The following is a 26924-nucleotide window of genomic DNA, read 5'->3' on the forward strand; positions in this document are numbered from 1 at the left end:
CCAAGCCATTGCCTGCCAGTGGGGAGATCCGTATAGCGTTTCGCATAAGGAACAAACTCGATGAGTGAAGGGGCTAGCTTCAGCAGCTTGCCCGCTTCATTCGGCTTAATTTGTACGGGCTCTCCGCGCCCATCCCGCCATATTAGCGGTGATTGCAGACCTTTCCACTGTGTCAGCAGCTGCTTCTTGTTCGTCCGCCGCAGCCTGGCGAGCTCTTCGCCATGGAGAGCCGCTTTGCCGTCAACGTCGGGAAAAAGCACCGGTGCCCATACGACACCACCCGTCAATGGCTGTCCATATCGATCCGTGAGCTGTCCACGCCCAGAGTCGATAGCAATTCCCTCCTGACGCTGACGCACAGACATTTCCTTCAGCGAACGTCCCCCGTAAGCAGACATATGTATCCCCGCCGTCCCCTGAATCCAAGCCAGTCGGAATAGTAAAATTAGCAGCAGCACCGTCATCCCCAAGGCCATATATGCAATTCGACGTTTTTGCATGAAGCTGTTGCCACGCCTCGGCACACGCATCCTTCTTTCATCTTTTTCCAGTAGTATGTCCTGTAGCTAAAAAAGAAAACCCATTCCGCTTTTGAACACGGAAATGGGTTTCCTGCCATTATCATAAAATAAGCAATACATCATTTTGTTGCATTTACACCGTAAACCGCGAAAGCTGCTCCTTCAACTTCACGGATACGCCTTCCAGCTTATCAGACAAGCCTACCAGTTGATTACCGATATTTGCCTGCTCGTTGCTCAGGGAAGCGACTTCCTGCGAAGTGGCCGAGGATTGCTCAGCTACTGCACTTACATTGGTCATTGCCTCAGATAAAGTTGTCTGCGATTCACTCAATTCCTGAATGGATGAGGTGACCGTTCCCAATCGAAGCGCAAATTCTTCCATTTGCTGCTGCACCGATTGGAAAATGTCCGTCGTCACCTGCACGGCTCCCATCTGCTCACGGAACAGTGGATACACCTCGGATAATGCCTGCACCGTTTCATTCATCTCATTGATGATGTTGTTAATAATTCCTGAGGCCGTTTGAATGGCTTGACGTGATTGCTCAGCCAGCTGCCGAACCTCATTCGCCACCACCATAAAGCCGCGTCCGGCGGTTCCCGCCCGTGCCGCTTCAATCGTCGCATTCAGCGATAGAATATTCGTTTGCTTGGCAATATCCTGTAATACGTCCAGCACCTTAAAGACATCGGAAGTGGTCTGCTTCAGCTCATCTACCTTGCCTACCAGAGCATGCGTAGTTTCTTCTGTAACCCGCGTCTTGCTTAACAGGTTTTTCAGCTGAATCGTCCCTTTTTCACTGGATTGCTCAACCTCCCGTGCGGCCAAGCTCATTTCATGATTAGAAGCCATCACCACATCCATTTGCTGAGATATATTCCCGGTTAGTCCGCTGCCACGTTCAGCCTCGGTTGCCAAACTGGTGGAGCCATGAGCGATTTCCTCAGTTGCGGCTGCAATTTCCTTGGCTGAAATAGCCGTTTTCTTCGAGGCATCACTCAGTTCCGTCGCTGTATTCAGAACCTCCTGAGCCGACGCGTTCGTCTGCTCTACCAGCAATGTAATTTGCTCCATCATCATGTCAAAGCTGACAGACAACTGGCCAATTTCATCCTGAGCCTTGTAGTTCGTTCGGATTTGCAGGTTCCCTTTGGCACCTTCGACCATTAAATTTTTCAGATGGGTCAACGGACGCGCTACGAGGCGTACGATCCACAGGCCAATGAACAATGCAATGAGTGCAGCCACCGCAGCAAATATCCAGGTCGTCGTTAAAATCCCCCTAGCGTCTCTAACCAGCTCTGATACAGGTACTACACCCACGAGAATCCACTTGGAGGTTCCCAGCGTATTATGAACCGTAAGCACATTTTGTTCTTCCCCATTTGCTTCCTGCTCCATAAATTGAGTTCCTTCGATCCCTTCAAGCTTGGAAACGTAATCCAGCTTTTTCTTTCCTCCTGACAAGCTATCTATGTTGGAGCCTACAAATTCGCCCTTGTCTGTCACAAGGCTAATCATACTACCTGAGCCCAAATTAACACTTTTCAACTCGTCCTCCACCACACTGGACTTTAAATCCATAACCAGAACGTAGGTCCCTCCGAGCCCGGACATACTGTTCATGGAGCGTGCCAGACGAAAGGTCTTGCTTCCATTGTCATTCACCTGCGTAGGCAACCAAACAATTCCCTTGTTTTTCAGAATATCCTTAAACCACGCTTCCTGCCGTACATCCTTTTGTGTTCCGGTGCCCATCGCCGCCAAACTGGCTTCTTCCGGGTACAAGTACAATGAATCAATCGCTTTATTCGTAAAAGCAAGATTCGTTAACTTCTTGTTTACTTCACCCATAGCAACAAAAGATTCAAAAGAGTTCTTTTCTTGCTTTGCCGCCTTTTGCAGCTGATCACTTAATTCCGTATCAAAAAACACCTGTGTCGAGGTATCTTGAAAGCGTTCTAAAATAATATCAAGCTTTTCCGAGGTTTGCTGAACGGTTTGCTGATAAGCGGTAGCCGCATTTTGCTCAATCGTACTTTTTGCCCTGTAGTAAGAGATCATCCCCAAGCTGACCACAAATAACATAATTGCCGCAAAAAAGATCAGGAACAACTTCATTCCAACCGAACGGATCGGATTATAGTTTTTGACCAAATGCATGAAATCCTTACTGTACTTTTCCGGCTTAAGTAAACGCTTTAAATTATATGCGCTCTTACGGGTGGCTTTGGCTACCCAGGGAATAACTTTTGAGGATATCCCTTTATTCGCTGTAATGCCCTTCATGCCTTTCATGAGTTCTATTTTCTTCGGTTGCCTTTTTGAAGTCTTCCCTTCTTTTTTCCGAAAACCCATTCCTCTCACCTGCCGCCATATAATTAGTTTCCTGATCCACGTCATCCATTATGTATCTGTTATCTATATAACATCTATCGGAACTATTCGACGCGGAATGTAGCTTTCCTTTGAGGAATGACTAAATTTTGTGAAACTTTTTTCCTAGAAAGGTATTCAAAAAAAAGCCTCTCCAACCGATAGGAGAGACTTTTGAATCTTTTCACCCGCGACTTAGGGCCTATTCACTTCTTTTTACGCATCATATCAAAATACGATACAGGCTGATCTACCTTCATTTTAATCCGTTGAAGCGGGTGACGTGCAGCATCCAGCTCATTGCCTTCCTCATCCCAGATCGTTCCGACCTTTTGTTTAAAGAATGTTCCGTTCGGACCAAAAAATTCAATTTCATGATCCGGCTTAAAATGATTGCGCTGCTGAATCGTTGCGATGCCGCTCGCAGCATCATAATCCATGACCAATCCGGCAAAATCATAAGGTACTGCCTTCTCCTCCGGCTCATAAATATGATCCTCATGATCCGGTGTATCGTAGAAAAAGCCTGTATTCAGCGGACGATTGGCTGCCTTGTTAATTTCTTCAATCCATTCTGGCTTGAGCACATAATTTTCAGGATCAGCCATATAGGAATCAATCGCTTGACGATAGACATTCACGACCGTAGCCACATAGTGAATGGACTTCATGCGTCCTTCCACTTTAAAGCTGTCTACACCGACATCAATCAGATCGGGAATATTTTCAATCATGCACAGGTCCTTGGAACCCATTGAAAAAGCGTTATCGCCTTCTTCAAACAGCGGAAGCTGGTTAACGCCAAGCTGAAACTGTTTCAGCACATTGTTATCCTGCGCCTCTTCCTCAGATATCCACACCTCGCCCGGGCGGGCATCCTCGAACAGGTCGTATTTCCAGCGGCAGGACTGACAGCATCCCCCACGGTTGGAATCTCGGTCTGTAAAGTGATTGGACAGCACACAGCGACCGGAGAATGAAGAACACATCGCACCATGGACAAAAGCTTCGATCTCAATATCCACATGCTTTTTAATTTCTTCAATTTCTTCCAAGCTGGTCTCACGTCCCAAAACAACACGCGGCAATCCCTCATCCTTCCAGAACTTTACCGCTTGCCAGTTCAATGTGGACTGCTGTGTGCTCAAATGCACTTCCAATCCCGGAACAGCACGCAATGCCACAGATACAATGGCCGGATCAGCAACAATCACAGCATGAATGCCTACCTCGTACAGATTGCGCAGATATTCCTCGATCCCGGCAATATCTTCATTGTGAGCATAGATATTCGTCGCCACAAGCACCTTGGCACCGTACTTGTTGGCAAATTCTACACCTTCCCGCATTTCCTCAAAACTGAAATTGTCGGCGTTAGAACGCAGACCGTATTTCTGTCCACCAATATATACAGCATCCGCGCCATAGTGAACCGCAAACTTCAGCTTTTCCAGATTTCCGGCAGGAGCGAGCAGCTCCGGCTTATCCAGACGGTTCCGCTTGCCATTATATTTTCTCGTTTTGGTCAACGTTCCCATAACGTTCCCCCCTTGTGTGTTCATGTAATATTAATAAACCTGCTCTTTATAGAAAAATCCGAAGGATAGCTCCCGTTCAGGGTCTTGAAGACGGCGAACCTCGTCCAGCCAGCTTTCATCATATGCGTAAGCTTCCGGATCAGCTGTATAGGTGTCAATGGCTTTACGATAAGCACGAACAACTGCTGCATTGTAAGCCGTAGTTTTTAGCAGCCCTTCGATTTTAAAGCTGTGAACGCCTGCCTCCATCAGAATATGCAAATCCTCCATGATACAGAAATCGTCCGAGCTCATAATATGAGTCCCGTTCATATCCTCATAAATGGGGAACTTCTCTTCCTTCCGCTCGGCTTCAATCAGGAACAAGCCGCGCTTCCTGCCCAGATCGCCTTCTACCGGGCGTCCCTGATGCAGCATGTAGCTTTGTACAAGCTTACGCTTGGAATGATAAATATTGGTCATGCCATGTACCTGAACCTGTGCCTCCATGTTCAGCTTCGGAATCATTTCCGTAATTTCGTCCATACTGAGCTCACGGGCCAAAATAATGCGTGAGGCTCCCTTCTCCCCCCAGTAGTTAGCGGTTGCGTAATTGGTGGAAATCATTTCTCCGTTCCAAAACAGCTTCAAATGGGGGGCATACTCCTTTACCGCCATGAGTACCGACGGATCATTAAACTCAATGGCATCTATACCGCACCCAGCAAGTGTCTGCACATATTCGGGAATGAGCGGCAACAGCTCGTTCGTCATCAAATTTGTCATAGATACGTATACCTGTGCCGTATGCTTCCGTGCTTCTTCTACAACCTCACGGATTTGATCCGGTGTAAAATGTCCCGGTAGCCGCATGCCAAAGCGGTCATCTCCAATAAGCAATGCATTCGCTCCGGCCTTTAGCATTTGGCGGGCATCCTCCGGAGAGCTGGCGGTTACCAGCAGTTCGGGTTTGTAAGCCATGGGCTCACCTCCTATTTTGTCTTACGGTTACTTACCTGAATGTTATGCAAATGTTCTTTATATGTGGCGGCAAACAAATGTTCATGTGTTCCGTCTTTTTTGGTCACATAAAATAAATAATCCGTAGTTGCCGGCTGTAAGGCCGCCACTACTGATTTCAAACTCGGACTGGCAATTGGCCCTGGCGGAAGTCCCGGATGCAAATACGTATTATAAGGACTTTCTACAGCCAAATCCTTATAATACAGCCGTTCCTTCTGCTTATCCAGCATATATTGAACGGTGGCGTCAATTTCCAGCTTCTTGTCCTGTTTGAGTCGGTTATAAATGACTCCAGCCACTATAGGCCGTTCATCATCTACAACCACCTCGCGCTCCACCAAAGAAGCAACACTCAGCAGCTGATGCAGCGTTTCGCCCCGCTGCTTTAGCTTAGCCTCCAGGTCAGGTATGGTATTCAGACGTTTTTGCGTCTGCTCCAGCATCGCCTGAACAATATCCTTGGTTGTGCTGCCTTTTTTCAGCTCATAGGTTTCAGGGAAGAGATAGCCTTCCAGCGCATAGCGAAGCCCTGCCTGCTTCGGAATATCCCGCACCAGCGGGACATCAAAAGCAGACGGCTCGTTGGCCAACTGCAAAAATTGCTGCCGGTCCGCAAGTCCTTCTTTTTGCAGCTTATCAGCCATCTGTCTGATCGTATAACCTTCCGGTATTGTAAAACGAATCATTTCCTCTTTGACAACGTCCCCTGCCGATAGCTTGGCAATCAGCTGATCAAAGGTTATGCCAGGCTGCGCCTCATAATTCCCGGCCTGGAGTGCATTCCCTTGCTGTTTGAATTTTACATAAGCCTTAAACACAAGCGCATTACGTATAAGTCCCTTTTGTTCCAGTGTATCTGCAATAGCTGAGGTCCCTGTTCCCTTCACTACCGTAAATGCAACAGGCTGCGTTTTCGGCTGAACAGGCTGCATAGCACTCCAAATATAGAAAGCTGCTCCTCCTGCTATGATAACAAGCAGCAAAAACAGCGTGGTCATCCTCGTCCTTCGCTTCACATCCACTCACACTCCTTCACAGCCAAAAAGGGCGGACAGGTCCGCCCTTTCAGGTTTGATCTCCTCGTTATCCAGCCTTACAGCTCCGGCAGCGTACATTCATCGTACAGCTCGGAAATATCTTCCCATTCATCATCATCTTCGATGGTTGTGATGGAGACTTCGCCGTCTGTGGATGAGCTCACATGATATAGCTCATGCTCGCCTGCAGCAGCCCCAGGTCGACGTAATACAGCGTACCGTTGATTACCTACCTTGAACTCTGCTTCCAGCTCCATGCGTACCGCATGACCCTGTTCATCCTGCAACTCTACATCACCGTCGAATGCTTCCTTTAAATCAGAGGTCCAGCTTAGGTCTTCACGTGAATAGTTCGTCATTTCCCGTCTTCCTCGTCCTCTTCTTCCACAAATGTATTAAAGGTCTCTTCAACGATTTCCCACTCGGCATCGTCTTGGATCACATACAATTTAATATCATCGCCTTCTTCCTCATAACGGAAGGCGTAAACATCGGACTCATCAGCTTCAGGGTCCACTGGCGCAACCATCATGTACTTCGCTTCGGAACCGTCTACCTCAAACTTCATAATGACCTCGAACTCTTCTTCGTTGCCCTCGTCATCGGCAATATAAATAATTTCCGGCTCTTCTTCCATACCCACTTGATTTTCAGCCATTACGATATCCCCCTCACCTTGTACTGTGTGCGTCCAAATAGTTTTGCAAGATCAGGCTTGCTGCCAGCTTATCTACCACCTGCTTGCGTTTTTTTCGGCTGACGTCGGCTTCCAGAAGCGCACGCTCTGCCGAACGCGTCGTCAGCCGTTCATCCCAAAGGTGAACGGGTAATCCCAGCAACTCCTTGAGCCGGTTCGCAAACTCAATGCAAATCTCACCGCGTGGACCCACGGTTCCGTTCATATTTTTCGGCAAGCCTACAACCACCTCACCGATTTCATGGTCACGGATTAAATCTGCAATTTTACCGAACTCACTGTCGTCACCACGTCGTTCTATGACTTCCAATCCTTGGGCGGTCCAGCCGAAGGCATCACTTACGGCGACCCCAATTCGGCGGTCCCCGTAATCCAATCCCATTACTTTCATGCCTGTCTCCTAACGGTGCTTCGCCAGATAGAAACGAACCAACTCTTCAATCAATTCATCGCGTTCTTTTTTGCGTACCAGGCTTCTGGCATTATTATGCCGCGGCACATAAGCAGGATCACCTGATAACAAATACCCGACAATCTGATTGATTGGATTGTATTCCTTTTCTACCAAAGCATCATATACGGTCAACAAAATTTCCTGAGCAGAAGCTTCCTTCTCATCCGCCTTGACATTAAATTTGACCGTTTTGTCCATGGAATCCATTGTTGACACCTCGCTTCCACAAAACATGTGTACATGTTTATGCCAGCTTATTCTTATACATCATACCATAAGCAGAGCCTTTCAAGGAAATGTCTTAGCCCGTTTTTTTTCCAAAAATCCGCAAAAATGATCGAACTTTATCCTTGAGAAGCTGCCGCCACCAGTTCATGGGCACGTTGAAGCGCTTCGTCCAGCTTGCTGGCATCCTTGCCTCCAGCTTGTGCCATATCAGGACGTCCGCCGCCGCCGCCGCCGCATACGGCAGCAATTTCCTTCACGAGCTTGCCTGCATGAAGTCCTGCCTTCGTATGCTCTGCAGGTACAGCTACGACAAAATTGACTTTGTCATCCATCGCAGCGCCGAGCACCAGCACAGCAGCCGGAAGCTTCCCTTTCAACTCATCGGCAATGGCACGCAAAGCGTCCATACTGGAAGCCTGTACGCGTGCAGCGAGCAGTTGTACTCCACCGACTTGCACCACCTGATCCGTCAGTTGACCTGCCTCAATAGCGCTCAGCTTGCTTTGCAGTGATTCATTTTCACGACTAAGGTCTTTAATGTGCTGCTGCAGGGACTCGATGCGCTTCGGCACCTCGGACAGCTTGGATTTAACCAGCCCGGCCGATACCTTCAACAGCTCCAATTGTCCTTCCATATATTCAAAGCCAACACGCCCGGTTACCGCTTCAATACGACGCACACCTGATCCGATACCACTCTCGCTGACAAGCTTGAACAGTCCGATTTGCGAGGTGTTGCTGACATGACAGCCACCGCACAGCTCGATGCTGTAATCGCCTATTTTAACGACTCTTACGATATCTCCGTATTTTTCACCGAACAGCGCCATCGCTCCCAGTGCCTTGGCTTCATCAATCGGTTTCAGTTCAATATTCACATCCAGCTGGCTCCAGATCGCACGGTTTACCCGCAACTCAATATCCGCCAGCTCTTCCGCTGTAATGCTTCCGAAATGGGAGAAGTCAAAACGTAGTCGCCCAGGCTCTACCAAAGAACCTGCCTGATTGACATGGTCACCCAGTACTTCTTTAAGCGCTTTGTGCAGCAAATGTGTAGCCGTATGGTTTTTCTCAATTTCTCCACGCGAGGCTTGGTCTACTTCTGCTTTCACCGTATCGCCAACGTTCAGCTCACCGGCCTCTACAACGACCTGATGCACATGCTGGCCTTGTGGTGCCTTGAACAGTCCTTCGACCTTCGCAGTCACCGTACCTCCACGCAGCAAGCCATGGTCACTGACTTGTCCGCCGCTTTCAGCATAAAAAGGAGTCACATCCAGCACGACCTGGCAAGTTTGTCCTTCACTAACACTGTCCACCAGCACATCCTCATATACAATCGCCACAATTTTAGACTCAGTTACGAGGTCATTATATCCAACAAATTCACTTTTAACCGCCAAGTCGGACAAAGCTCCGCCCTGAATCTTCATGCTGGCATTGTCCTGATGAGCGTCACGCGCGCGTTTGCGTTGCTCCTGCATCGCTTCATCGAAGCCCTCACGGTCGACTTTCAAGCCCTGCTCATCCGCATAATCCTCGGTGAGGTCAAATGGGAACCCGTACGTATCGTACAGTTTGAATGCGTCTGCTCCGCTAATCATATCGCGGCCTTCCGCCTTCGCCTGAGCGCTGATGTCAGCCAAAATAGCCAATCCATCTGTCAGTGTTTCGTGGAAGCGTTCCTCTTCTGTTTTGATCACCTTGATGATGAAATCACGCTTGTCCACCACTTCAGGGTAGTACACACCCATGATATTCCCAACCGTTTCCACCAGTTCAAACATAAACGGACGGTTCATACCGAGCATTTTTCCGTATCGCACAGCCCGGCGCAGCAAGCGGCGAATAACATAGCCCCGTCCCTCGTTGGAAGGCAGTACGCCATCGCCAATCGCAAAAGCTACGGTACGAACATGGTCGGCAATGACTTTGAGAGCCACGTCGCTGTCCACATTTTCGTTATATTTAACTCCTGCCATTGCAGCTGTTTTCTGAATGAGCGGCTGGAAAATATCTGTGTCAAAATTGGAATCCACATTTTGCAAAATGGATGCAAAACGCTCCAAGCCGGCTCCTGTATCAATATTTTTGTTTGGAAGCGGCGTATAGCTGCCGTCTTTGTTATGGTTGAATTGTGAGAATACGAGATTCCATACTTCCAGGTATCGCTCATTCTCTCCGCCCGGATACATTTCAGGGTCTGTCATATCGCTGCCGTAGGCCTCGCCACGGTCATAAAAGATTTCCGTACATGGTCCGCAAGGGCCCTCGCCGATATCCCAGAAGTTGTCTTCCAATTTGATAATGCGTTCAGCAGGAAGGCCGATTTTTTCGTTCCACAGCTTGTACGCTTCTTCATCTTCCGGATATACGGTAACAGCCAAACGCTCTGGATCAAAGCCAATCCATTTCGGATCAGTCAGAAACTCCCATGCCCACGTAATGGCCTCTTCCTTAAAGTAGTCGCCAATGGAAAAGTTGCCGAGCATTTCGAAAAAAGTGTGGTGACGGCGCGTTTTGCCGACATTTTCAATGTCATTCGTACGAATGCATTTTTGTGAATTGGCGATACGTGGATTTTCAGGCTTCACACGTCCGTCAAAATAAGGCTTGAGCGGCGCCATGCCCGCATTAATCCACAGCAGGGAAGGATCTTTATGAGGAACAAGCGGTGCGCTTGGTTCAATCACATGTCCCTTGCTTTCAAAAAACTCCAGCCATTTGGAGCGGATTTCACTAGCTTTCATATAAGTAGCCTCCTAGTTATGGTGTCACTTGTTCTTGGCACAGGCCATAAAAAAACAGAAAAACGCCCCTGAACGGATCAGGGACGATTGTATCGCGGTACCACCCTGGTTATCGCCGTCCCCTCTGTACGAAATGCCACATGTGCAAGCTGCACACCCAGGCATCTGTTTAACGGACGAGCGATCGCCTTGTTTTCACTGGTAACGGGAGCATCCCGGCGGGTTCAGCCCGCACTCCGAAATGAGCTTTCCCTACTGGATAAACACATTTAAACATACTCAATTCAGTATATCCGTGTCATTTAGCCGTGTCAACGCGATTTCAGACAGGATGCATTAGGAAAACATACAAAATCAGATCGGTTTACGCTTCACATAATAAGCAAAAAAATGCTGAAGCGCTACCTTTAATACGGCCATCACCGGAACTGCCAAAATCAAGCCGGTAATTCCCGCTATTTCTCCACCCACCAACAGGGCGAATATGATGGATATCGGATGCAGATGCAGGGTTCGTCCGACTACTTGAGGGGAAATTACATTACTTTCCAGTATTTGAATACAGGTGTTCACGGCCACGACCAACAGCACCATTTTGAAGGAAACCGTAGAAGCCATCACTACCGCCGGAGCAGCCCCCAAAAAAGGGCCCAAATACGGAACAATATTAAAAATCGCCACCACACCTGCCAGCAACAGCGCATAAGGCATACCAACCAGCATATATCCGATATAAGCCATTACGCCGATAATGACGCATACCAGCAGCTGTCCTCTGACATAGTTGCCAAGTGCCTGATCAATTTCCTTAAGCACCGTTACAATCGCCTTACGGCGAGAACGCGGGAGATAAGATACAATCGTCCGCTCGAATACTTCAAAATCCTTTAAAATATAAAAAATGAGAAATGGCACAATGAATACATTGAACAGCATGTTGATCATGCTACCAATGTTATCCATAAAGTTGGAAATCCCCGTAGCCATGCGGTTTTCCAGTTGGAAAAACCATTGGTTCATCCCCGTTCGCACCCCTTGGGGCAAAATGCCGCTATCCATATTCGACATTAATCCCTGTGCATGCATGGTCAGTTCAGGCAAATGCTCATTCAGCTCATCCAGTTGTTCAATAAACATCGGGATCAGATTCATCAAAATGACAATAAGGCTGGCCAAAAATACAGCATAGATAAGCAGCACGGCTACACTTCGAGGCACCTTGCGACCGCCCAGCATACTGACAATAGGATTGAGAACATAGGAAATGATCATCGCTACCGCAAACGGAGCAATGATTGTTTTCAGAAAATCATACAGATTCAAAAACAAAGGTCGCAGCAGCCAGATAAAATATAGAATGACAAGTCCCAGCAGCGTCCATATTCCGTACCGGAACAGTCTACTTTTCGTTAATTGCTCCATATTGTGCCCCCTTACCGGACTAGCCTTCTTTAAGTATATGCCTGTATCTTTACTTTAATCCTTCCTTTGAATTCTGGCGTTTACCATTAATATCCATTGTAAAAAAATGATGAAAACGGATGAAATTAATTAACAAAGTCATTCCATCTGTCGATATAAGTACAAAGAACTATTTTAAGCTTTCATATTTCTGAATCATCGGAGGTCGTTACATGAACTTGAAAATGAAACTTATTCTCCTTTTTACTTGCATTGTTGTCGTTGCGGCTGGACCTTTGTCTGTCATTAGCATGACAAGCATTAAAAATCAAGCTAACCGTGACATCCAAGAGCTTATGAGCAGCAAAGCCTCCGAAACTGTCAACCAGCTCGACGGGTGGACGCGCGGGAACGCCCAAATTATCGAAACGCTGGCTGCCGAATTGCAATCAGCTGATATACCATCAGATGTCAAATTAGTTTCCCTGAAAGCGGCCTTTCAAAATTATAAGGATCAAAGTATCGCTAACATTTATGCTGGACTTGAGGATGGAACCTACTGGGATGGCTCCGGCTGGTTTGAAGCAGGCTATGATCCTCGTGCCCGTCCGTGGTACAAGGATGCCAAAGCCAAAGGGGAAATATATTATTCCTCCCCATATATTGATGCGGCCAGCACCGATTTCACCATCTCGATTGCGAAGCCACTCAAGGATTCCAACGGCTCCATCACGGGGGTTGTCAGTGAAGATATTTTGTTAAACGATATGACCAAAATCATTAAAGACATAAACCTGAACGGATTAGGCTATGCATTTCTGATTGACCAAAACGGAGTCGTGGTCGCACATCCAGACAGCAAGCTGGCTGGTAAAAATCTCAAGGATACGCCCGAGCTAGGTTCGTCAACTGCAGCCCTGCTGAGCGCCACTTCGGGAAAAACAGACTACAGCTACAATGGCAGTGAGCGCCAGCTTTATTTTAAAAAGATGCCCAGCACAGGCTGGATTGTAGGATTGTCTATTTCAAAAGATATTGCTTTTCAGGAGTACTACTCCACTCGTAACCAACTGTTGATTACTGTTGCTATTATCTTCGTCGTTGCCATGCTGCTGGCGATCTGGGCGGCAAACAGCTTTATCAAGCCGATTCGGAAGCTTCAAGTGAACGTCAAACGGGTAGCTGAAGGGGATATGACAACACGAGTGGATATTAAGGGTAAGGATGAAATCGCCAGCCTGGGTGCAGATTTTAATATCATGTCTGATAACCTCTCTAACCTCCTGCGCAAGGTAGCAGATACAGCCGCCGATGTCAGCTCAGCTTCGCATGATATGCACCAGCATGCCAAAGATACGGGAACCATCGCGTCACAAATCGCCAGTGCAGTTCAAGAGCTTGCTCAAGGAGCGAGCGATCAGGCTGAGGCCGTGTATTCCGGCTCTGAGAAGCTGACTCACATGACAGACTCTATCAACCTGATTGGGGAAAGTGTCAAACGGACTCAAACTGCGGTGTTCGAGACAGATTCTGCCGTGGTGGCAGGGTATGAAACAGCAGAGCGTCAAGCGAAGCTGGCAGCAGAGTCCAGACAAACGACGACTGCGGCAGGAGAAGCGGTAGATTCACTCACTCTAAAAACTCAGGATATCGAGCGTCTGGCCGGTGCCATCCACGATATCGCTGCCCAAACAAACCTGCTGGCCCTCAATGCGTCCATCGAAGCAGCAAGAGCCGGGGAACACGGACGAGGTTTTGCCGTCGTCGCAGGGGAAGTGCGGAAGCTGGCTGAACAAGCGGGCAGTTCCAGTGACAGTATCATGAATAAGCTGGAAGAAATCAAAATTGCAGGACTACGAAGCACGGAGGAAATGAAAAAGGCTCTTACTGTAACTGCTGAACAGGAGCAGGCAGCCACCGCAACGAGACAGGCGTTTGAATCCATCCGCGGAGCTTCTCAGCATATGCTTACCCAAATTGGGGACGTTTCCGCCGCGACGGATCAACTCCGCGTGAATGCCGGACATATTTCCGACGTTATCTCCAGCGTGGTCGCCGTCTCTGAACAAAGTGCAGCTTCTACCGAGGAAGTCGCTTCCTCCGTGCAAGAACAAGGCCATGCCATGAACAACATTGCCGACCTTTCCGCCAAACTCGATTCGCACGCGGATCTTCTACTGGAAGAGGTCAAACGCTTTAAACTGTAAGCATTGATGTCTTCGCAGAACCGTGCAAACAAAAGAGGGTGACTCCCAGGCCAATACAGCCACCGGGGGTCACCCTCTTCGTTATTTTTATCAAGCCATATCTACCCATTGAGTCATATTTCAAGCAATGGGTTAGAAAACACTCCATAGTAGACAGCCTGTCCGCTCCGTGCGTAAAGCTTAAGAAGAAGCGTGGATCTGCGGCAAGTCCTGTTGCACCATTTCATCTCCGAAGAACAGGTCATCCAACGAACTAAGCGTTCCATCCTCTTCTACCTGGTAGACGGACATTTTCTCACCATTCACCTGAAGTTCGATAAAGCATCCCCAGCAATAAAATTGATGGGAGCCGATTTTGCCGATATCTTTCGAATTACAATTCGGACATCTCAATAAACTCACCCTATCCATTAACAGAATATATGGCTTTTTCCAGACGCTGCTCGCTTAACGGGGGCACCATGACAGCATTTTCCCCGATGGACATATCTTCGGTGCAGGGCAGCCATTTCCGCCCTTCTATAATATCCGATACAAAACCATCGCTGATTTCCAAGCCTATTATGTTATTGCCCATTTCCTGATCGAAATAAACATCCGAAATGTGTCCGAGCATAAGCCCTTCCTCTGTCAGCACAGATAAATCCTTCAGTTTACCAGGTCCAAGCAAGTACGTATGTTGTATCTCACGAGCCTCCGTTTTACGTACCGCCTGCTGATTACGGATCATGATCGCATCTTCACCATACGCAACGATGTCATCCCAAGCAACGACCTTCACTTGAGAAGAAAAAAGGCCTTTGCCTTCCAGCTCGATCCCCGTAATTCTCCAATCAGCAGTCACCATAAAATCATGTATTTTACCAATCTGCTTTCCGTTCTCCACATCAAAAACGGTAAGCCCGATCATATCCTGAAGCTTCATATATAGGGTACCTCCTCATTCTGCAAATCCGAACGAAGGTGCGGTCCTTTTCGTACATGCCTGTCAGACCTTGCTTCCGTTCATGTAATGAAATGGAAAACCGCCCTCCCTTCTTATTAAAATGCGGAGAAAACCCTAGTACCTAGTACGCAGCCGCTTCCATATGGTTTCAATTTTCTTGGCCGTGTATTCCATTTCTTCCGTAGTATTACCCAAACCGAAGCTAAAACGAATCGCTGATTTCAAAACATCTTCAGGAAGGTTCATCGCCTGCAGTACATGCGACAGCTCCAGAGACCCGGAAGTGCAGGCTGAGCCGCTGGCCGCTGCAATGCCTTCCATATCGAGATTCATCAGCATGGTTTCCGTACCAATGTCCGGGAAGCTAATATTCAGGACATTCGGTAAAGAATGCTCTGGATCACCATTGATCACAAAAGCATCGCTTCCCAAAGTGTCTCCCAATGCTTTCAGCAAGGTTTGACGAAGCGTTGTATCGTACGCCGATCGTTCCTCTATGGAAGCACTGGCGAGCGTTGCGGCTTTTGCCAGACCGGCAATTCCCGCGATGTTTTCGGTACCGGCACGGCGTTTCTTCTCCTGGAGTCCTCCATGCATTAGCGGCTGGATGCGTGTACCCTGACGGATATACAAAGCCCCCATCCCCTGTGGACCGTTAATCTTATGACCAGATACGCTAAGCAAATCAATCGGAAGGCTCTGGCAGTCTATCTGAATATGACCAAAAGCTTGAACCGCATCTACATGGAATACAATGCCGTGTTCTCTCGCAATCTGTCCTACTTCATGGATGGGCTGGATGACGCCTATCTCATTGTTGGCATACATCATGCTGATCAAAAACGTATCCGGCCGTATGGCAGCCTCTACATCCGCAGGGTTGACACGTCCAAAGCCGTTGACCGGAACGTAGGTTACCTCATAGCCTGCTTTTTCAAGCTCGTCGCAAGCATGAAGCACCGCATGATGCTCAGTCGTGGTCGTAATGATATGGCCGGAAGTACGTCCATCTGCCGTAGCCGTCCCGAACAGGGCCAGATTATCGCTTTCTGTCCCTCCACTTGTAAATACGATTTCTTCAGGCTTGCAGCCCAAAGAGGCCGCAACGGCATCCCGCGCAGCACTGACGGTGCGCTTGGCATCCCGGCCAAAGGCATGAACGCTTGAAGCGTTGCCGAATTGGCCGGTCATGATGTCCATCATAGTCTGCGCAACCTCAGGATGCAAAGGAGTCGATGCGGCATGATCCAGATAAATTCTGTTCATGTTAATCCCACCTCAAATATAGAACATATAATTATCAAACTCATCATGTTCCTGGTATGTGATCAAGTCCTTCAGCGTTGTGGAATCCAGCACTTCTGCAATGCTGTCACGAATTCGCAGCCAGAGCTGGCGTTTGGCCGGATCGTCTTCTTCCGTGAAATCGACTGGTGAAATCGGACCCTCCAATACACGAATGATGTCTCCCGCTGTTACTCCTGCCGGTTCACTGGCAAGAATATAACCGCCGTAAGCACCACGGATACTTTTTACCAAACCTGCATTACGCAAAGGTGCAATAAGCTGCTCCAGATAATGCTCGGAGAGCTGATTTTTTTCGGCAATACTTTTCAAAGAAGTTGGACCTTCGCCAAACTTGGCAGCAAGCTCCATCATAATGGTCAGGCCATAGCGGCCTTTCGTTGATATTTTCAATTGTGCCACCTCACTTATAGTAACAATTCCGTTAAACACGCGGAATAATTGGTGTTGTAAACCTCTCTATTCCGATCCTAACCCTCAGCTTATGTTAACATATTAGGGCAGGTAAAGGGAAACATTACAGATACAATCTTAAAAAAAGTTGTTTTCGAGCGATTTGGAACGGCTTTAGCCCGTTTTATGTAGCTTTCTCCTATCATTCGCCTTGTCGTTTAATCGTCCAAACATCGTAACTCATTATCGTTTATGTTACAATAGGTGGGTTCTACAACAATAATGAAAGAATTGGGTGATGACCATGGCAAAAGCCAATCATGAAACCCGTGTCGTCGTCGGGATGTCCGGTGGCGTCGACTCATCCGTTACCGCGCTGCTGCTAAAGGAGCAGGGCTATGACGTAATCGGCATCTTCATGAAAAATTGGGATGACACGGATGAATTTGGCCGTTGTACGGCTGAAGAGGATGCAGAGGATGTGCGCCGCGTCTGTGAACAGATCGACATTCCTTACTATACCGTCAATTTTGAAAAAGAATACTTTGATAAAGTATTCTCCTATTTTCTTGATGAATATAAAGCTGGACGCACACCTAACCCGGATGTCATGTGCAACCGTGAAATTAAATTCGGTGAGTTTCTCAATAAAGCGCTGGATTTGGGAGCAGATTATGTTGCTACTGGGCATTATGCACGGGTTGTGGAAGAAGACGGCCGCTTTACTTTGCTGCGCGGTGTGGATAGCAACAAGGATCAGACCTATTTCCTGAATGCGTTAAGTCAAAAGCAGCTGTCCCGGGCCATGTTCCCGATCGGTCATTTGCCAAAGCCGGAAGTTCGCAAAATCGCAGAATCCGCGGGATTATATACAGCCAAGAAGAAAGACAGCACGGGCGTTTGCTTTATCGGCGAACGTAATTTTAAGGAGTTTCTGAGTGGATATCTGCCTGCAAAAGGTGGAGACATGGTGGATATCGCTACTGGTGAAGTCAAAGGACGCCACGATGGGCTGATGTACTATACACTGGGTCAACGGCAAGGCTTGGGCATCGGCGGCTCAGGTTCAGGCGAACCATGGTTCGTAGCCGATAAGGATCTGGAGAAAAATATTTTGTATGTGGTACAGGGTGATCGTCACCATAGCTTGTATTCTACCGGCCTGATTGCAACAGATGTGAATTGGATTGAAGGCGCAGATGCACGTCCATCCGGGGAATTCCGTTGTACAGCCAAGTTCCGTTACCGCCAGCCTGACCAGCAAGTAACCTTGCGATGGCTTGAGAATGGAACTGTACACGTCGTATTCGATGTACATCAAAAGGCCATTACCCCTGGACAAGCTGTTGTATTTTATGATGGGGAACGATGTCTGGGTGGCGGAACCATTGATAAGGTTGAGAAACTCCAGCCTGAAATGGTTTAAATGAATGCCCGTTTGACGTGGCCTAAATGCTTAAATAAAGGGCGTATAATTTCTAATTAAACGGCGACCTCTTCCCGTAATTCAATCGGGAAGAGGTCGCCGAGTTTAACGGACCCATTCAGGAGATCTGCCGAGTATTTGGAGTTTCCAGGAGTGGATATTACGCTTATTTTGAAACGTAAATCTCTGGAACGAGATGCTCCAGCCAAGAAGCTCACCCTTCGGGCATATCGACGTTATGAGGGCAAGTATGGCTATCGCCAACTTCAGCTCTTTTTGCAGCAGGACGATGGAGTTTGGATGAACCACAAGAAGGTGCTACGTCTGATGCAAGAGCTCGGTATTCAGTCCAGAGTTCGCTGGAAACGTCGCTATTGAATCAGCTTATAGCCTAGGTGTTTTTTTCAATGTCCATTAACTCATTGTTTATATTATTTTGGAACTATTGGTAACAATAAATGTGAAGGATGCTCTCCATCACGATATATTTTATGATACACCGTCTTACTTTGGCATATATGATATGGTATGCATTCAACATTAGTTGCTCCAGATACCCCTGTCGGTAAATCTAAGCATGTTATCTCAATACATATCCTATGTCCCGCCTTGAACATATGACATACAGACATTATTTCAATGTTAAATTCATTAATTTCTCCTGGAACCACCATTTTCTGTGATTCCTTTGTTAACTTATGCCATGGCTTGTATGGGGTAGAAAGTTCTTCATCAAGCTCACGCATAGATGCTCTGAGATACCCATGAGTTAACACTTTTTCTGGTAGTGGCTTTTGATCTCTTTCACCTTCACGCCCTGTCCTATCACTATAATCTGGTCCAAGATCTTTCAATGCAGCTATCCAAGTAGTATCATCACTGTCCAAAGCTGCAAAGAAGTTCATTGATATAGGTCCTGCTATTAGTGAATCATCAGCTAAAGGCTCAGTCATATATCTAAGTGATGAAATCTCATTTGTCATTGTAGGGGGCATTTGAACGAATGCGTCTGGCTCTTTATATCCATCACGTGCATATGGATCGATTTCATCTGTACGTAATCTTTCCCAGCTGTGAAGATAATATTTAGTCCATTGAGTTTCAGGAACAGGCCAGTTTGTTGCATAATGCCATTTATTTTCTCCTGTAACCCAATAACGTACTGGTGGCTCATTCATAATCCCTGTATCAATACCTTTTAACCAATAATCATACCATTTCATCACTTCATTATGGAATGAATGGAAAGGTCTTTCATTATGAGCAGGCCCACCCAATTGAAGCTTTTTAGGTATATCCTTTAATGCTTCAAACCAGTTTTGGGCTCCTTGCCAATGGAAGTGATAATCAATGGCATATTGTCCTGAGCCTGTGTACACAGGAATCTTTATTTTGTCAATTTTTGCTTTTGACATTTCCATATAGCCTTCCACCTCATAAGGATAAAGTAAATCTTGAAAAAATGTCCCAAAAGGATTGTATTCACCTTTTTGGCATAATAAATTATAAATATTTGCATACATTTTATAATCTGGATTTTCCATTGCCTTTCTCCATAAAACTTCTATTGGTGCATCGAGTTCAGGCGGTTGTCCAACACTTCTATGAGCAACAGAAAAATTTTCTAATTGATATGCTAAAGTATTAATTATCCCACCAAGATGCATTTCTCTAAAGAATCCATAGCACCAGCAAGGATCATGGGGAAATATTGCTTTTAAGTGAGGTGGCTGTTCTGAAGCTGCCGTCAATTGGTTTCCTCCAAAAGCCGATAAACCTAACATTCCGATATTGCCATCACACCAATCTTGCTCTGCCATCCATTCAATAAGATCATAATGATCCATTCCAGATTCAAATATTGTGCCCGAATCGGATTTACCATTTCCTCTTGCTTGTGCGATAACGTGAACATAGCCTCTAGAAGTAAGATATCTTGTATCCCCTGCTTCTATATTTCCAAACCAAAAGTGAGACCATGATGGCTGCGGAGGTATACTATCACATAAATCAGGGCTTTGCAGCTCCTTGTTATGAAGCGAGATTGATAGTATTGCTGGATATTTACCTTCTACATCTGGCATATATATATCAATACATAGCTTCTTTCCATCGCGCATATTAACATAAACATCTCTAATTTCTCTCATGCCTTTAAATTGCGCTGGTGGATTATATTCTTTAAATTCTTTATATTTCATATCAAATCTCCTCCATCCATATATTATTTTTAGTTTTAATATTTTGTCTTATTGATTAAGGTTGTATCTTATATTCATTTATAGGTATATCCTCAGTAGAAATTACAATCTTTCCATCCTCATTATCTGCAAGCACCCATTTAAGCCAGTTCTTATTGTCTGTTTCAGGATAGTCTTCTCTAAAGTGGAACCCTCTAGATTCTTTTCTTTCAAGAGCAGACCTTAACATAATTTCAGCAGTATGAGTCATAGCTTCTGCTTCATGGCAAAGCATCAATTCATGAAAATCTTTTATCTTAACTGTATCTAATAAATTCTTAAGTTCTTCCAATTTTCCTATTCCTTCAAGCAGATTTTCTTCGCTTCTGCGTAGATTATACTTAACTTGACAAACTATATTCTGTAGATTTATAATAATTTCACGAACATTAGCACCACTTTCTCTATTAAGGGCAGCATATGTCTTGACTTTTGCTTTTTCTACATCACTTGAAGAAATATTCCCTTGAGTTGTGCTTGCTGCGTATTTTGCAGCTGCTGGACCTCCAAACATTCCAGTTGCTACAGCATTCATTAATCCATTTCCTCTTTGTAAACCAGGATTAGGAACTGCACCACCAACAGCTGAACCGTTCCAAGTATCAGTTCCAGCTGCATAGAGACCATTAACTGTAGTTGCCATATCTGAGTTAACTCTGATGCATCCTGTATTTCCATGTAGACCTACTTTTACCTCTGGCTTTTTGCCTGGATCAAAATACATATGTTCTCTTTCACTTAATCTCTTCATCCATTTAAGTTTATCAGGAAACATTCTCGTTAAACCATCCATATCGTCAACGTCCGCCCCCATAGCTTTCCATGAATCACCTACTTTTTCCATATCAACATAAAGTGGTCCTCGGCCTTCTCTAATTTCTTTTTCCATGCCTAAAAGCAACTCTGGACATACGTCTGGAGAATCCCATGTAACATACTTGTCCCAAATATTTTCACCATTTTGGTTATAAATAAAGTTCTGTGTTCCATAGATTGATTCTCCCATTTGAGTTGAAACAACTTCAAAGAAGTTACCAAACTCAGCATTACGCATTTGAGCTCCTGCATCCCATGCCAATTTGATACCTTCCCCACGTCCTGTGAACATACGTATACTTCTATACCCACAACCAGCTGTAGCAAGAACTACTGCTTTTGCCTTAAATATATAGAAAGAACCATCCAAAACATTGAATCCAACAGCTCCAACAACAGCGTCACCATCTTTAAGTAATGCAGTAATCTGTATGTTGTTCTTAACTTTCACTCCTGATTTTATCGCCCGCTTTTTTAGAGTATTTGTCATATTCAACTCAATCCCTAAATACTGCCATTGACCAGCAGGATGATTAAAATAACCTAACTCTCCATTTTTGTCAGTGGTTACTTTTACCCCCCATGCAAGCAATTGTTTAAGTGCATTCCTATTGACTTCTGTCATTTTATGAAGCATGTTCTGATCATTTAGATATTTACCTATATTCCTAACATGATATTCCATATACTTTTCTAAATCCGTATTATTATTAAATCCTAAAATTCCATTACCGGCACGTGAAGCCTGACCTGCGAAGCCCACATTCGCTTTATCTACTATTAAAACATCAATGTTACTTTCTTCTTTAGCTTTCAGTGCTGTAACTAGGCCTCCACAGCCTCCTCCAACGACTAGAACATCTGTAGATATTACATTTCCTTGACTATTAATATCATGATGTGTACCTATCATCATATTTCTCCTTTCCACACTAAATGTTTTCTCTTGAAATTAAAAAGCTTCTGGAATATGAACAGGAATCTTAGGCTCAATAAATATGCACTGTTTAGGACACTGCCCTTCACATACAAGACACCATTCGCATTCCTCTGGATACGCTGCTACAATCTTTCTTTCCTTTTCATCATAACGAAAAACATCAGTGAAGCATGCGTTCATACATTTTTTACATCCAATACATTTTTCTTTATCAATATATATACTTTTTACTCTATTCAACAAAACCCCTCCATTAATTCATTTTGTAAACCAAAACCTTTATGATAAAGTTATAACTAAGAGATGTTGCAATCACTTTGTTATGAGTAAATTATATCACGGATAAGCATTGGACTCTTTGGCTATTACAGCCTAAATTTAACATAAAAACTGTGTTCCAATTAACAAAAAGGAGGAAAAATGAAAACCACTATTACTTATATAATGAAAAAACTAGAAAGATTTTCTCCATCTCTTGTTGGAAAAGTTGACACTTATTCTATTATATCTGTTGAATGGCTTGACTCCACAAATTCCTTATCAAAAGATATATTATATATGGTAAAGGATGCCAAAGCATTTGATGGTCTAAATACTATTTCAGATATTCATACTGTAGCATGTCTAGAAAATATAAGCCTTCCAGACATAAATGCATGTGTAATATATTTCCCTAGTTCTTGCAATCTAGATGAAATATTTTATGAAATTAAGGAAATGCTATTCCACAATCTAAGACTTACTAGCTATTCAGCAAATTTTATAAAAATTCTTTCAGACGGAGGCGGATTGCAAAATTTAGTTGATGAAGCATATGAAATTATTAATAACCCTATATATATTTTTGATGCTGGCTTAAAATTATTAGCTGCTAACTGGGATGTTAGCATGGAGGATGAGCAAACAAAGCGTATATTATCTGATAAGTGTCTTAGTGAAGAGGATATTAAATATATGAACTTTGACCATATGCATGATAGAGTTCGTAAAAGTACCTTTCCTCTACTTGTAAACAATAAACGATATGATAAGGAGCGCATAATAACCATGATTAATAAATCTGGAAAAGATGTGGGTCATATTGTGGTTATTTCTAATGAGCATCCTTTCAAAGATGTGGATTTAGAGATAGTGTCTCTTCTACGTGATGCAGTAGCACATTATCTTGAAAAAGATTCTTTTATCAGAAATACAAAAGGATCTAACTATGAATACTTTATTGCTGATCTGTTAGATGGAAAAATTCCACTTGGAAGGCAATTTAATAATAGAATGAACTATATTGACTGCGTATTTTTAGACGTTATATATGTACTAGTAGTAGAGACAAACAGAAGTAGTAACGCTTTGAGTATTAGACACATTTGTAATAAATTCGAAAAAACAATTGTTGGAAGTCGAACAGTAATACATAATGGTCAAATTATTGTAATAATAACCAAAAAATATGATCAGCTTTTGACTGATGAAGAAATATACACCATGAGAGAAATTTGTTTAGAAGATAACCTTTACACTGGATTGAGCAACCCTTTTAACAACATAATAGATCTTCCTGAATACTACCAACAAGCATTAAGATCTATAGATCTTGGAGTATGTAAATGTAACCAAGCAGATTTGTTTATCTACGAACAATATTATTTAGATCATATAGCAAGCACTTTTACAAAGCTGGAATCTTCTGAAACATTTTGCCATCCTTCCATGCGTTATCTCTTGGATTATGATAAAAATAATGGCACAGAACTTGCTTATACTTTATACAGTTATTTTCTTAATGAGCGTAGCATATTGAATACCTCAAATGCATTATATGTTCACCGGAATACTATAACTTATAGACTCAAAAAAATTGAAAGTTTAATTAATATTGATTTTGAAGATTATAATACACGCCAATATATTATATTATCTTACGTTATGAGTAAAAAGACTAATTAGTTTGAACTTGATATAACCAAAAGTCACACTTTTAGATACAGATCTATTTGGAGTCAAACTTAGAAAGCCAAAAATATTAAGAGGACTCACAGTCGAGAAACTTAGGACCTGTCAAGATTTTTGTGTAAACTCATTTCAAGGAATCCCCCGAGGGGGGAGTTGGTGTTTCTAGCAAAAAACCTCCCCGTCATTAAATATCTCTTTATTTTTCATAATTTCATTATAAACGAATTCTTCTCTCTCAAGAGTGCTTTGTTGTAAATAGTTATCCTTCCCCAGTTCCTTCCACTGCTTGGCATGATAGGACTTATGAATTGCGCTCAAATTTGTCGGTTCTTTTCTCAACACTATTTCTCCCGTAGCTGGATTAAAACCAGCCGCAGCACTTTCAGGCAAAATTTTATCCTTTTTTATCAATCAAAATCTTTATATCCAGTTCATCCATTTATTTTCACCAATTTCTAAATCTTCAAGTATCCCAAGGTCGTCGTGTTTCGCATGCCGGACGGCACCCGAACCCGACAGCTCGCTCGCCCTTGACCAAAGAGGAAACTCGCGTGTTGAACAGTCTCGGTCTGGAGGAATCGGTCTATCTCGGTTAATCGAATGGAATGGCCTCAGCGGTGGTTTTGCATCTGGAACCATCGCTACCTCCGTTTGGCGGCTTATTCCCCCCTGAAAATTCCATCCACTGCCACATGCCGCGGGTGCGGAATGTGAGATTTACAATAGATTTACTTTAAATTTATAGTAGGTTAACATTCTACCTCTAACATGACATTTGTGAGTTGAAAGAAGACAAACAGTACGGCCTCGAAGGAGTAAAGTAAAGTTTTCGAAAAAAATACAATATTCATAAGGATTTAAAACTCGAGATCTACAATGTTATTCGTTGAGTACAAAGAAATTAGGATGAGAGAGGTTACCAAGAATGAGTTTTATCAAGAAATCAGTTCCAGTATTACTTGCATTGAGCACAACATTAACTTTAGCTGCAGACCAAATTGATGCAGCTTCGTCTAGCTCAGCTTCATCAATTAGTGGTGCCGCTTCCAAAGAATTAGCTAGTCAAAAGTCAGCCGCTAAGCAAACAGCCGCTGGATATGAGGTTGAACAACCGGATACAAGTCGTCCATTATATGAGGATTATTCAAAAATTAATGATAACAAGGCTAAATACGTTTTCCAATTCATTGGTGATGGTATGGGTGTAACACCTGTAACGGCTGCTGAACAATATGCAGGTAAAGTAGAAACAGGGAAAATTGAACCTAAATTTACGAACTTTACCGAATTTCCTGTAGTTGGTTTACAAAATCCGTATGATTGCCACTCTTTTATTCCAGACTCTGCTTCAACCGCTACAGCATATGCTAACGGTGTAAAAACACAAACTGACACTGTCGGAATGAACGGTGATTTAGATAAGGCTACTGATTCAGTAGCGGAAAAAGCGCATCGTGCAGGAAAGAAAGTTGGTATCATTACTTCAGTTACACTAAATCATGCAACACCAGCGGGGTTCTATGCCAACGTTCAGAATCGTAATAGCTATTATGATATTGGATTACAAATGGCAAAAACTGACTTTGATTACTTCGCAGGCGGTTCACTAGTAGACCGTACTGGTACAGATGGAAAGCAAAAAGATTTATATACCGTTATGAAAGAAAATGGCTATACAATTGCCGATACGAAGGCTAAATTTAATAATGTTAGTGCAAAAACAGGTAAAGTATATGCAATTAGTGAACGTCTTCAGGATGAAGGCTCAATGCCTTATGCAATGGATACCAGGCAAGGCGATCAAACGTTAGCAGACTTCGTTCAAAAAGGTATCGACGTGATGAAAGATGATAAAGATGGTTTCTTCATGATGGTTGAGTCAGGTAAAATTGACTGGGCTGAACATGCTAACGATGCGAAAGCAACCATAACTGAGGTAAACGCATTCCAAGATTCGATTAATAAAGCGATTGAATTTTATAATGAGCATCCCGATGAAACCTTGATCGTTGTAACAGCTGACCACGCAACAGGTGGCTTCACCATTGGTAATACAGAGACTGGATATGAAACTTATTATGATTTATTAGAAGCACAAAAAGAATCATATGTTGAATTTGATAATAGGCTGGCTGCAATGAAAGAAAAAAAACCTAATCTAACATTAGAAGACGTTACTCCTTTAATAAAACAGAGTTTTGGACTTAAATTAGATCCAAATGTTAAAGAAGAAATCATGACATTTGCAGAACGTGAAGCTTTAAAAATAAATGAAAATAAAGTTGATACTTCAGGCCTTTCGGGCGAAATGAAGAAGGTTGCCGAAAAACAAAATAAGGACGCCGCTGCTTCAAAAAAGGATCCATATTTACTAACGGAAAGTGAGTATCATGAAATGGGAGCTGCCTTTAAAGAGACAATGAAAGCCCCTGAAGATCGTATTGATAGTCAAGAAACATTGGTTCGTTACGGTGGTTATGAACCACTAACAATCACTGCTACGCGCATATTGAATAAGAAAGCAGGTTTAGCTTGGACAACTGTTGAACACACTGGTGAGAAAATTCCGGTATATGCAATTGGTGCCTCAGCTAAGATGTTTGATGGTCACTTTGATAATACCGATATTGCTATCCGCTTGAATGCTGCGATGGATCAAACGAATAAATAAACTTTCTGTTTCTTGAGAGAGG

23 protein-coding genes and 1 pseudogene are annotated in these 26924 nt (G+C 44.2%); 5 read left to right on the plus strand and 19 right to left on the minus strand.

Going from position 1 to position 26924, the window contains the following annotated elements:
• The 11 genes and pseudogenes from WG8_RS28720 to WG8_RS17855 form a co-directional block, all read right to left on the minus strand.
• Positions 1–530, minus strand: a pseudogene (locus tag WG8_RS28720) (penicillin-binding protein 2); the annotation flags it as partial.
• Positions 531–654: 124 nt separating this feature from the next.
• Complete coding sequence (locus WG8_RS17810; protein ID WP_043891216.1) at positions 655–2883, minus strand: methyl-accepting chemotaxis protein; 2229 nt, start codon at positions 2881–2883, stop codon at positions 655–657.
• Positions 2884–3107: 224 nt separating this feature from the next.
• Complete coding sequence (locus WG8_RS17815; protein WP_007431618.1) at positions 3108–4439, minus strand: peptidase U32 family protein; 1332 nt, start codon at positions 4437–4439, stop codon at positions 3108–3110.
• 30 nt (positions 4440–4469) lie between these two features.
• Complete coding sequence (locus WG8_RS17820) at positions 4470–5399, minus strand: peptidase U32 family protein (protein ID WP_007431619.1); 930 nt, start codon at positions 5397–5399, stop codon at positions 4470–4472.
• A gap of 11 nt (positions 5400–5410) precedes the next feature.
• Positions 5411–6439: an endolytic transglycosylase MltG gene (gene mltG / locus WG8_RS17825; RefSeq protein ID WP_043891217.1), complete on the minus strand. Its 1029-nt coding sequence runs from the start codon at positions 6437–6439 to the stop codon at positions 5411–5413.
• 95 nt (positions 6440–6534) lie between these two features.
• Positions 6535–6837: a DUF1292 domain-containing protein gene (locus WG8_RS17830; RefSeq protein ID WP_007431621.1), complete on the minus strand. Its 303-nt coding sequence runs from the start codon at positions 6835–6837 to the stop codon at positions 6535–6537.
• Complete coding sequence (locus WG8_RS17835; RefSeq protein ID WP_007431622.1) at positions 6834–7136, minus strand: DUF1292 domain-containing protein; 303 nt, start codon at positions 7134–7136, stop codon at positions 6834–6836. The genes WG8_RS17830 and WG8_RS17835 overlap by 4 nt, the downstream gene beginning before the upstream one ends.
• Before the next feature lie 13 nt (positions 7137–7149).
• Positions 7150–7566 (minus strand): Holliday junction resolvase RuvX, encoded by a 417-nt coding sequence (gene ruvX, locus WG8_RS17840; protein WP_043891218.1) that lies wholly within the window; start codon positions 7564–7566, stop codon positions 7150–7152.
• 9 nt (positions 7567–7575) lie between these two features.
• Positions 7576–7836 (minus strand): IreB family regulatory phosphoprotein, encoded by a 261-nt coding sequence (locus WG8_RS17845; protein ID WP_007431624.1) that lies wholly within the window; start codon positions 7834–7836, stop codon positions 7576–7578.
• Positions 7837–7973: 137 nt separating this feature from the next.
• Positions 7974–10607, minus strand: coding sequence for an alanine--tRNA ligase (gene alaS / locus WG8_RS17850; RefSeq protein WP_007431625.1), 2634 nt, complete (start codon positions 10605–10607; stop codon positions 7974–7976).
• Positions 10608–10961: 354 nt separating this feature from the next.
• Positions 10962–12029 (minus strand): AI-2E family transporter, encoded by a 1068-nt coding sequence (locus WG8_RS17855; RefSeq protein WP_007431626.1) that lies wholly within the window; start codon positions 12027–12029, stop codon positions 10962–10964.
• A 212-nt stretch (positions 12030–12241) separates the two neighbouring features.
• Between WG8_RS17855 and WG8_RS17860 the strand changes: the two genes are divergently transcribed.
• The gene (locus tag WG8_RS17860; protein WP_007431627.1) at positions 12242–14215 is read left to right on the plus strand and encodes a methyl-accepting chemotaxis protein; all 1974 of its coding nucleotides are present in this window, start codon (positions 12242–12244) and stop codon (positions 14213–14215) included.
• Between the two features lie 180 nt (positions 14216–14395).
• On the opposite strand, the gene WG8_RS17865 is transcribed toward WG8_RS17860, so the two are convergent.
• The 4 genes from WG8_RS17865 to cymR all read right to left on the minus strand — a co-directional run bounded on the left by WG8_RS17865 (position 14396) and on the right by cymR (position 16859).
• Positions 14396–14608: a hypothetical protein gene (locus WG8_RS17865; protein WP_025718630.1), complete on the minus strand. Its 213-nt coding sequence runs from the start codon at positions 14606–14608 to the stop codon at positions 14396–14398.
• A gap of 10 nt (positions 14609–14618) precedes the next feature.
• Positions 14619–15140: a PRC-barrel domain-containing protein gene (locus WG8_RS17870; protein ID WP_007431629.1), complete on the minus strand. Its 522-nt coding sequence runs from the start codon at positions 15138–15140 to the stop codon at positions 14619–14621.
• A gap of 135 nt (positions 15141–15275) precedes the next feature.
• Positions 15276–16427, minus strand: a complete 1152-nt coding sequence (locus WG8_RS17875; protein WP_007431630.1) for a cysteine desulfurase family protein — start codon at positions 16425–16427, stop codon at positions 15276–15278.
• Between the two features lie 12 nt (positions 16428–16439).
• Positions 16440–16859 (minus strand): cysteine metabolism transcriptional regulator CymR, encoded by a 420-nt coding sequence (cymR, locus tag WG8_RS17880; RefSeq protein ID WP_007431631.1) that lies wholly within the window; start codon positions 16857–16859, stop codon positions 16440–16442.
• Between the two features lie 304 nt (positions 16860–17163).
• Here cymR and mnmA point away from each other — a divergent pair, with 304 nt between their 5' ends.
• Together mnmA and WG8_RS17890 are read left to right on the plus strand one after the other, a co-directional pair.
• Entirely contained in the window at positions 17164–18285 is a 1122-nt protein-coding gene (mnmA, locus tag WG8_RS17885; RefSeq protein WP_007431632.1) for a tRNA 2-thiouridine(34) synthase MnmA, read from the plus strand.
• 138 nt (positions 18286–18423) lie between these two features.
• Entirely contained in the window at positions 18424–18663 is a 240-nt protein-coding gene (locus WG8_RS17890; protein ID WP_007431633.1) for an IS3 family transposase, read from the plus strand.
• Between the two features lie 53 nt (positions 18664–18716).
• Here WG8_RS17890 and WG8_RS17895 read toward each other — a convergent pair whose 3' ends face one another.
• Genes WG8_RS17895 through WG8_RS17905 form a run of 3 tightly spaced genes read right to left on the minus strand, consistent with a single transcriptional unit; the run spans position 18717 to position 22521 of the window.
• Positions 18717–20486, minus strand: coding sequence for a CocE/NonD family hydrolase (locus tag WG8_RS17895; protein ID WP_043891220.1), 1770 nt, complete (start codon positions 20484–20486; stop codon positions 18717–18719).
• Positions 20487–20541: 55 nt separating this feature from the next.
• Complete coding sequence (locus WG8_RS17900; RefSeq protein WP_083837595.1) at positions 20542–22257, minus strand: FAD-dependent oxidoreductase; 1716 nt, start codon at positions 22255–22257, stop codon at positions 20542–20544.
• Positions 22258–22293: 36 nt separating this feature from the next.
• Complete coding sequence (locus tag WG8_RS17905) at positions 22294–22521, minus strand: 4Fe-4S dicluster domain-containing protein (protein WP_043891221.1); 228 nt, start codon at positions 22519–22521, stop codon at positions 22294–22296.
• 180 nt (positions 22522–22701) lie between these two features.
• On the opposite strand from WG8_RS17905, the gene WG8_RS17910 reads away from it, so the two are divergent.
• Positions 22702–24225 carry a PucR family transcriptional regulator gene (locus tag WG8_RS17910; protein WP_043891222.1) on the plus strand — a complete coding sequence of 508 codons (1524 nt, stop codon included), beginning with the start codon at positions 22702–22704 and terminating at the stop codon, positions 24223–24225.
• Positions 24226–24393: 168 nt separating this feature from the next.
• Here WG8_RS17910 and WG8_RS17915 read toward each other — a convergent pair whose 3' ends face one another.
• Positions 24394–24642 carry a zincin-like metallopeptidase toxin domain-containing protein gene (locus WG8_RS17915; protein WP_052310873.1) on the minus strand — a complete coding sequence of 83 codons (249 nt, stop codon included), beginning with the start codon at positions 24640–24642 and terminating at the stop codon, positions 24394–24396.
• Between the two features lie 514 nt (positions 24643–25156).
• Here WG8_RS17915 and WG8_RS17925 point away from each other — a divergent pair.
• A complete protein-coding gene (locus WG8_RS17925; RefSeq protein ID WP_007431636.1) occupies positions 25157–26902 on the plus strand; it encodes an alkaline phosphatase in 1746 nt (581 codons plus the stop codon).
• Positions 26903–26924: the final 22 nt, after the last annotated feature.

Origin of the sequence: Paenibacillus sp. Aloe-11 (assembly GCF_000245715.1) — a bacterium.
GTDB lineage: Bacteria > Bacillota > Bacilli > Paenibacillales > Paenibacillaceae > Paenibacillus > Paenibacillus kribbensis.

Bases quoted from the DNA above. Each gene is read 5' to 3' on its own strand.
- WG8_RS17810 (WP_043891216.1), bottom strand. From the start codon at position 2,883: ATGGGTTTTCGGAAAAAAGAAGGGAAGACTTCAAAAAGGCAACCGAAG.
- WG8_RS17815 (WP_007431618.1), bottom strand. From the start codon at position 4,439: ATGGGAACGTTGACCAAAACGAGAAAATATAATGGCAAGCGGAACCGT.
- WG8_RS17820 (WP_007431619.1), bottom strand. From the start codon at position 5,399: ATGGCTTACAAACCCGAACTGCTGGTAACCGCCAGCTCTCCGGAGGAT.
- mltG (WP_043891217.1), bottom strand. From the start codon at position 6,439: ATGACCACGCTGTTTTTGCTGCTTGTTATCATAGCAGGAGGAGCAGCT.
- WG8_RS17830 (WP_007431621.1), bottom strand. From the start codon at position 6,837: ATGACGAACTATTCACGTGAAGACCTAAGCTGGACCTCTGATTTAAAG.
- WG8_RS17835 (WP_007431622.1), bottom strand. From the start codon at position 7,136: ATGGCTGAAAATCAAGTGGGTATGGAAGAAGAGCCGGAAATTATTTAT.
- ruvX (WP_043891218.1), bottom strand. From the start codon at position 7,566: ATGAAAGTAATGGGATTGGATTACGGGGACCGCCGAATTGGGGTCGCC.
- WG8_RS17845 (WP_007431624.1), bottom strand. From the start codon at position 7,836: ATGGATTCCATGGACAAAACGGTCAAATTTAATGTCAAGGCGGATGAG.
- alaS (WP_007431625.1), bottom strand. From the start codon at position 10,607: ATGAAAGCTAGTGAAATCCGCTCCAAATGGCTGGAGTTTTTTGAAAGC.
- WG8_RS17855 (WP_007431626.1), bottom strand. From the start codon at position 12,029: ATGGAGCAATTAACGAAAAGTAGACTGTTCCGGTACGGAATATGGACG.
- WG8_RS17860 (WP_007431627.1), top strand. From the start codon at position 12,242: ATGAACTTGAAAATGAAACTTATTCTCCTTTTTACTTGCATTGTTGTC.
- WG8_RS17870 (WP_007431629.1), bottom strand. From the start codon at position 15,140: ATGAAGCTTCAGGATATGATCGGGCTTACCGTTTTTGATGTGGAGAAC.
- WG8_RS17875 (WP_007431630.1), bottom strand. From the start codon at position 16,427: ATGAACAGAATTTATCTGGATCATGCCGCATCGACTCCTTTGCATCCT.
- mnmA (WP_007431632.1), top strand. From the start codon at position 17,164: ATGGCAAAAGCCAATCATGAAACCCGTGTCGTCGTCGGGATGTCCGGT.
- WG8_RS17895 (WP_043891220.1), bottom strand. From the start codon at position 20,486: ATGAAATATAAAGAATTTAAAGAATATAATCCACCAGCGCAATTTAAA.
- WG8_RS17900 (WP_083837595.1), bottom strand. From the start codon at position 22,257: ATGATGATAGGTACACATCATGATATTAATAGTCAAGGAAATGTAATA.
- WG8_RS17910 (WP_043891222.1), top strand. From the start codon at position 22,702: ATGAAAACCACTATTACTTATATAATGAAAAAACTAGAAAGATTTTCT.
- WG8_RS17925 (WP_007431636.1), top strand. From the start codon at position 25,157: ATGAGTTTTATCAAGAAATCAGTTCCAGTATTACTTGCATTGAGCACA.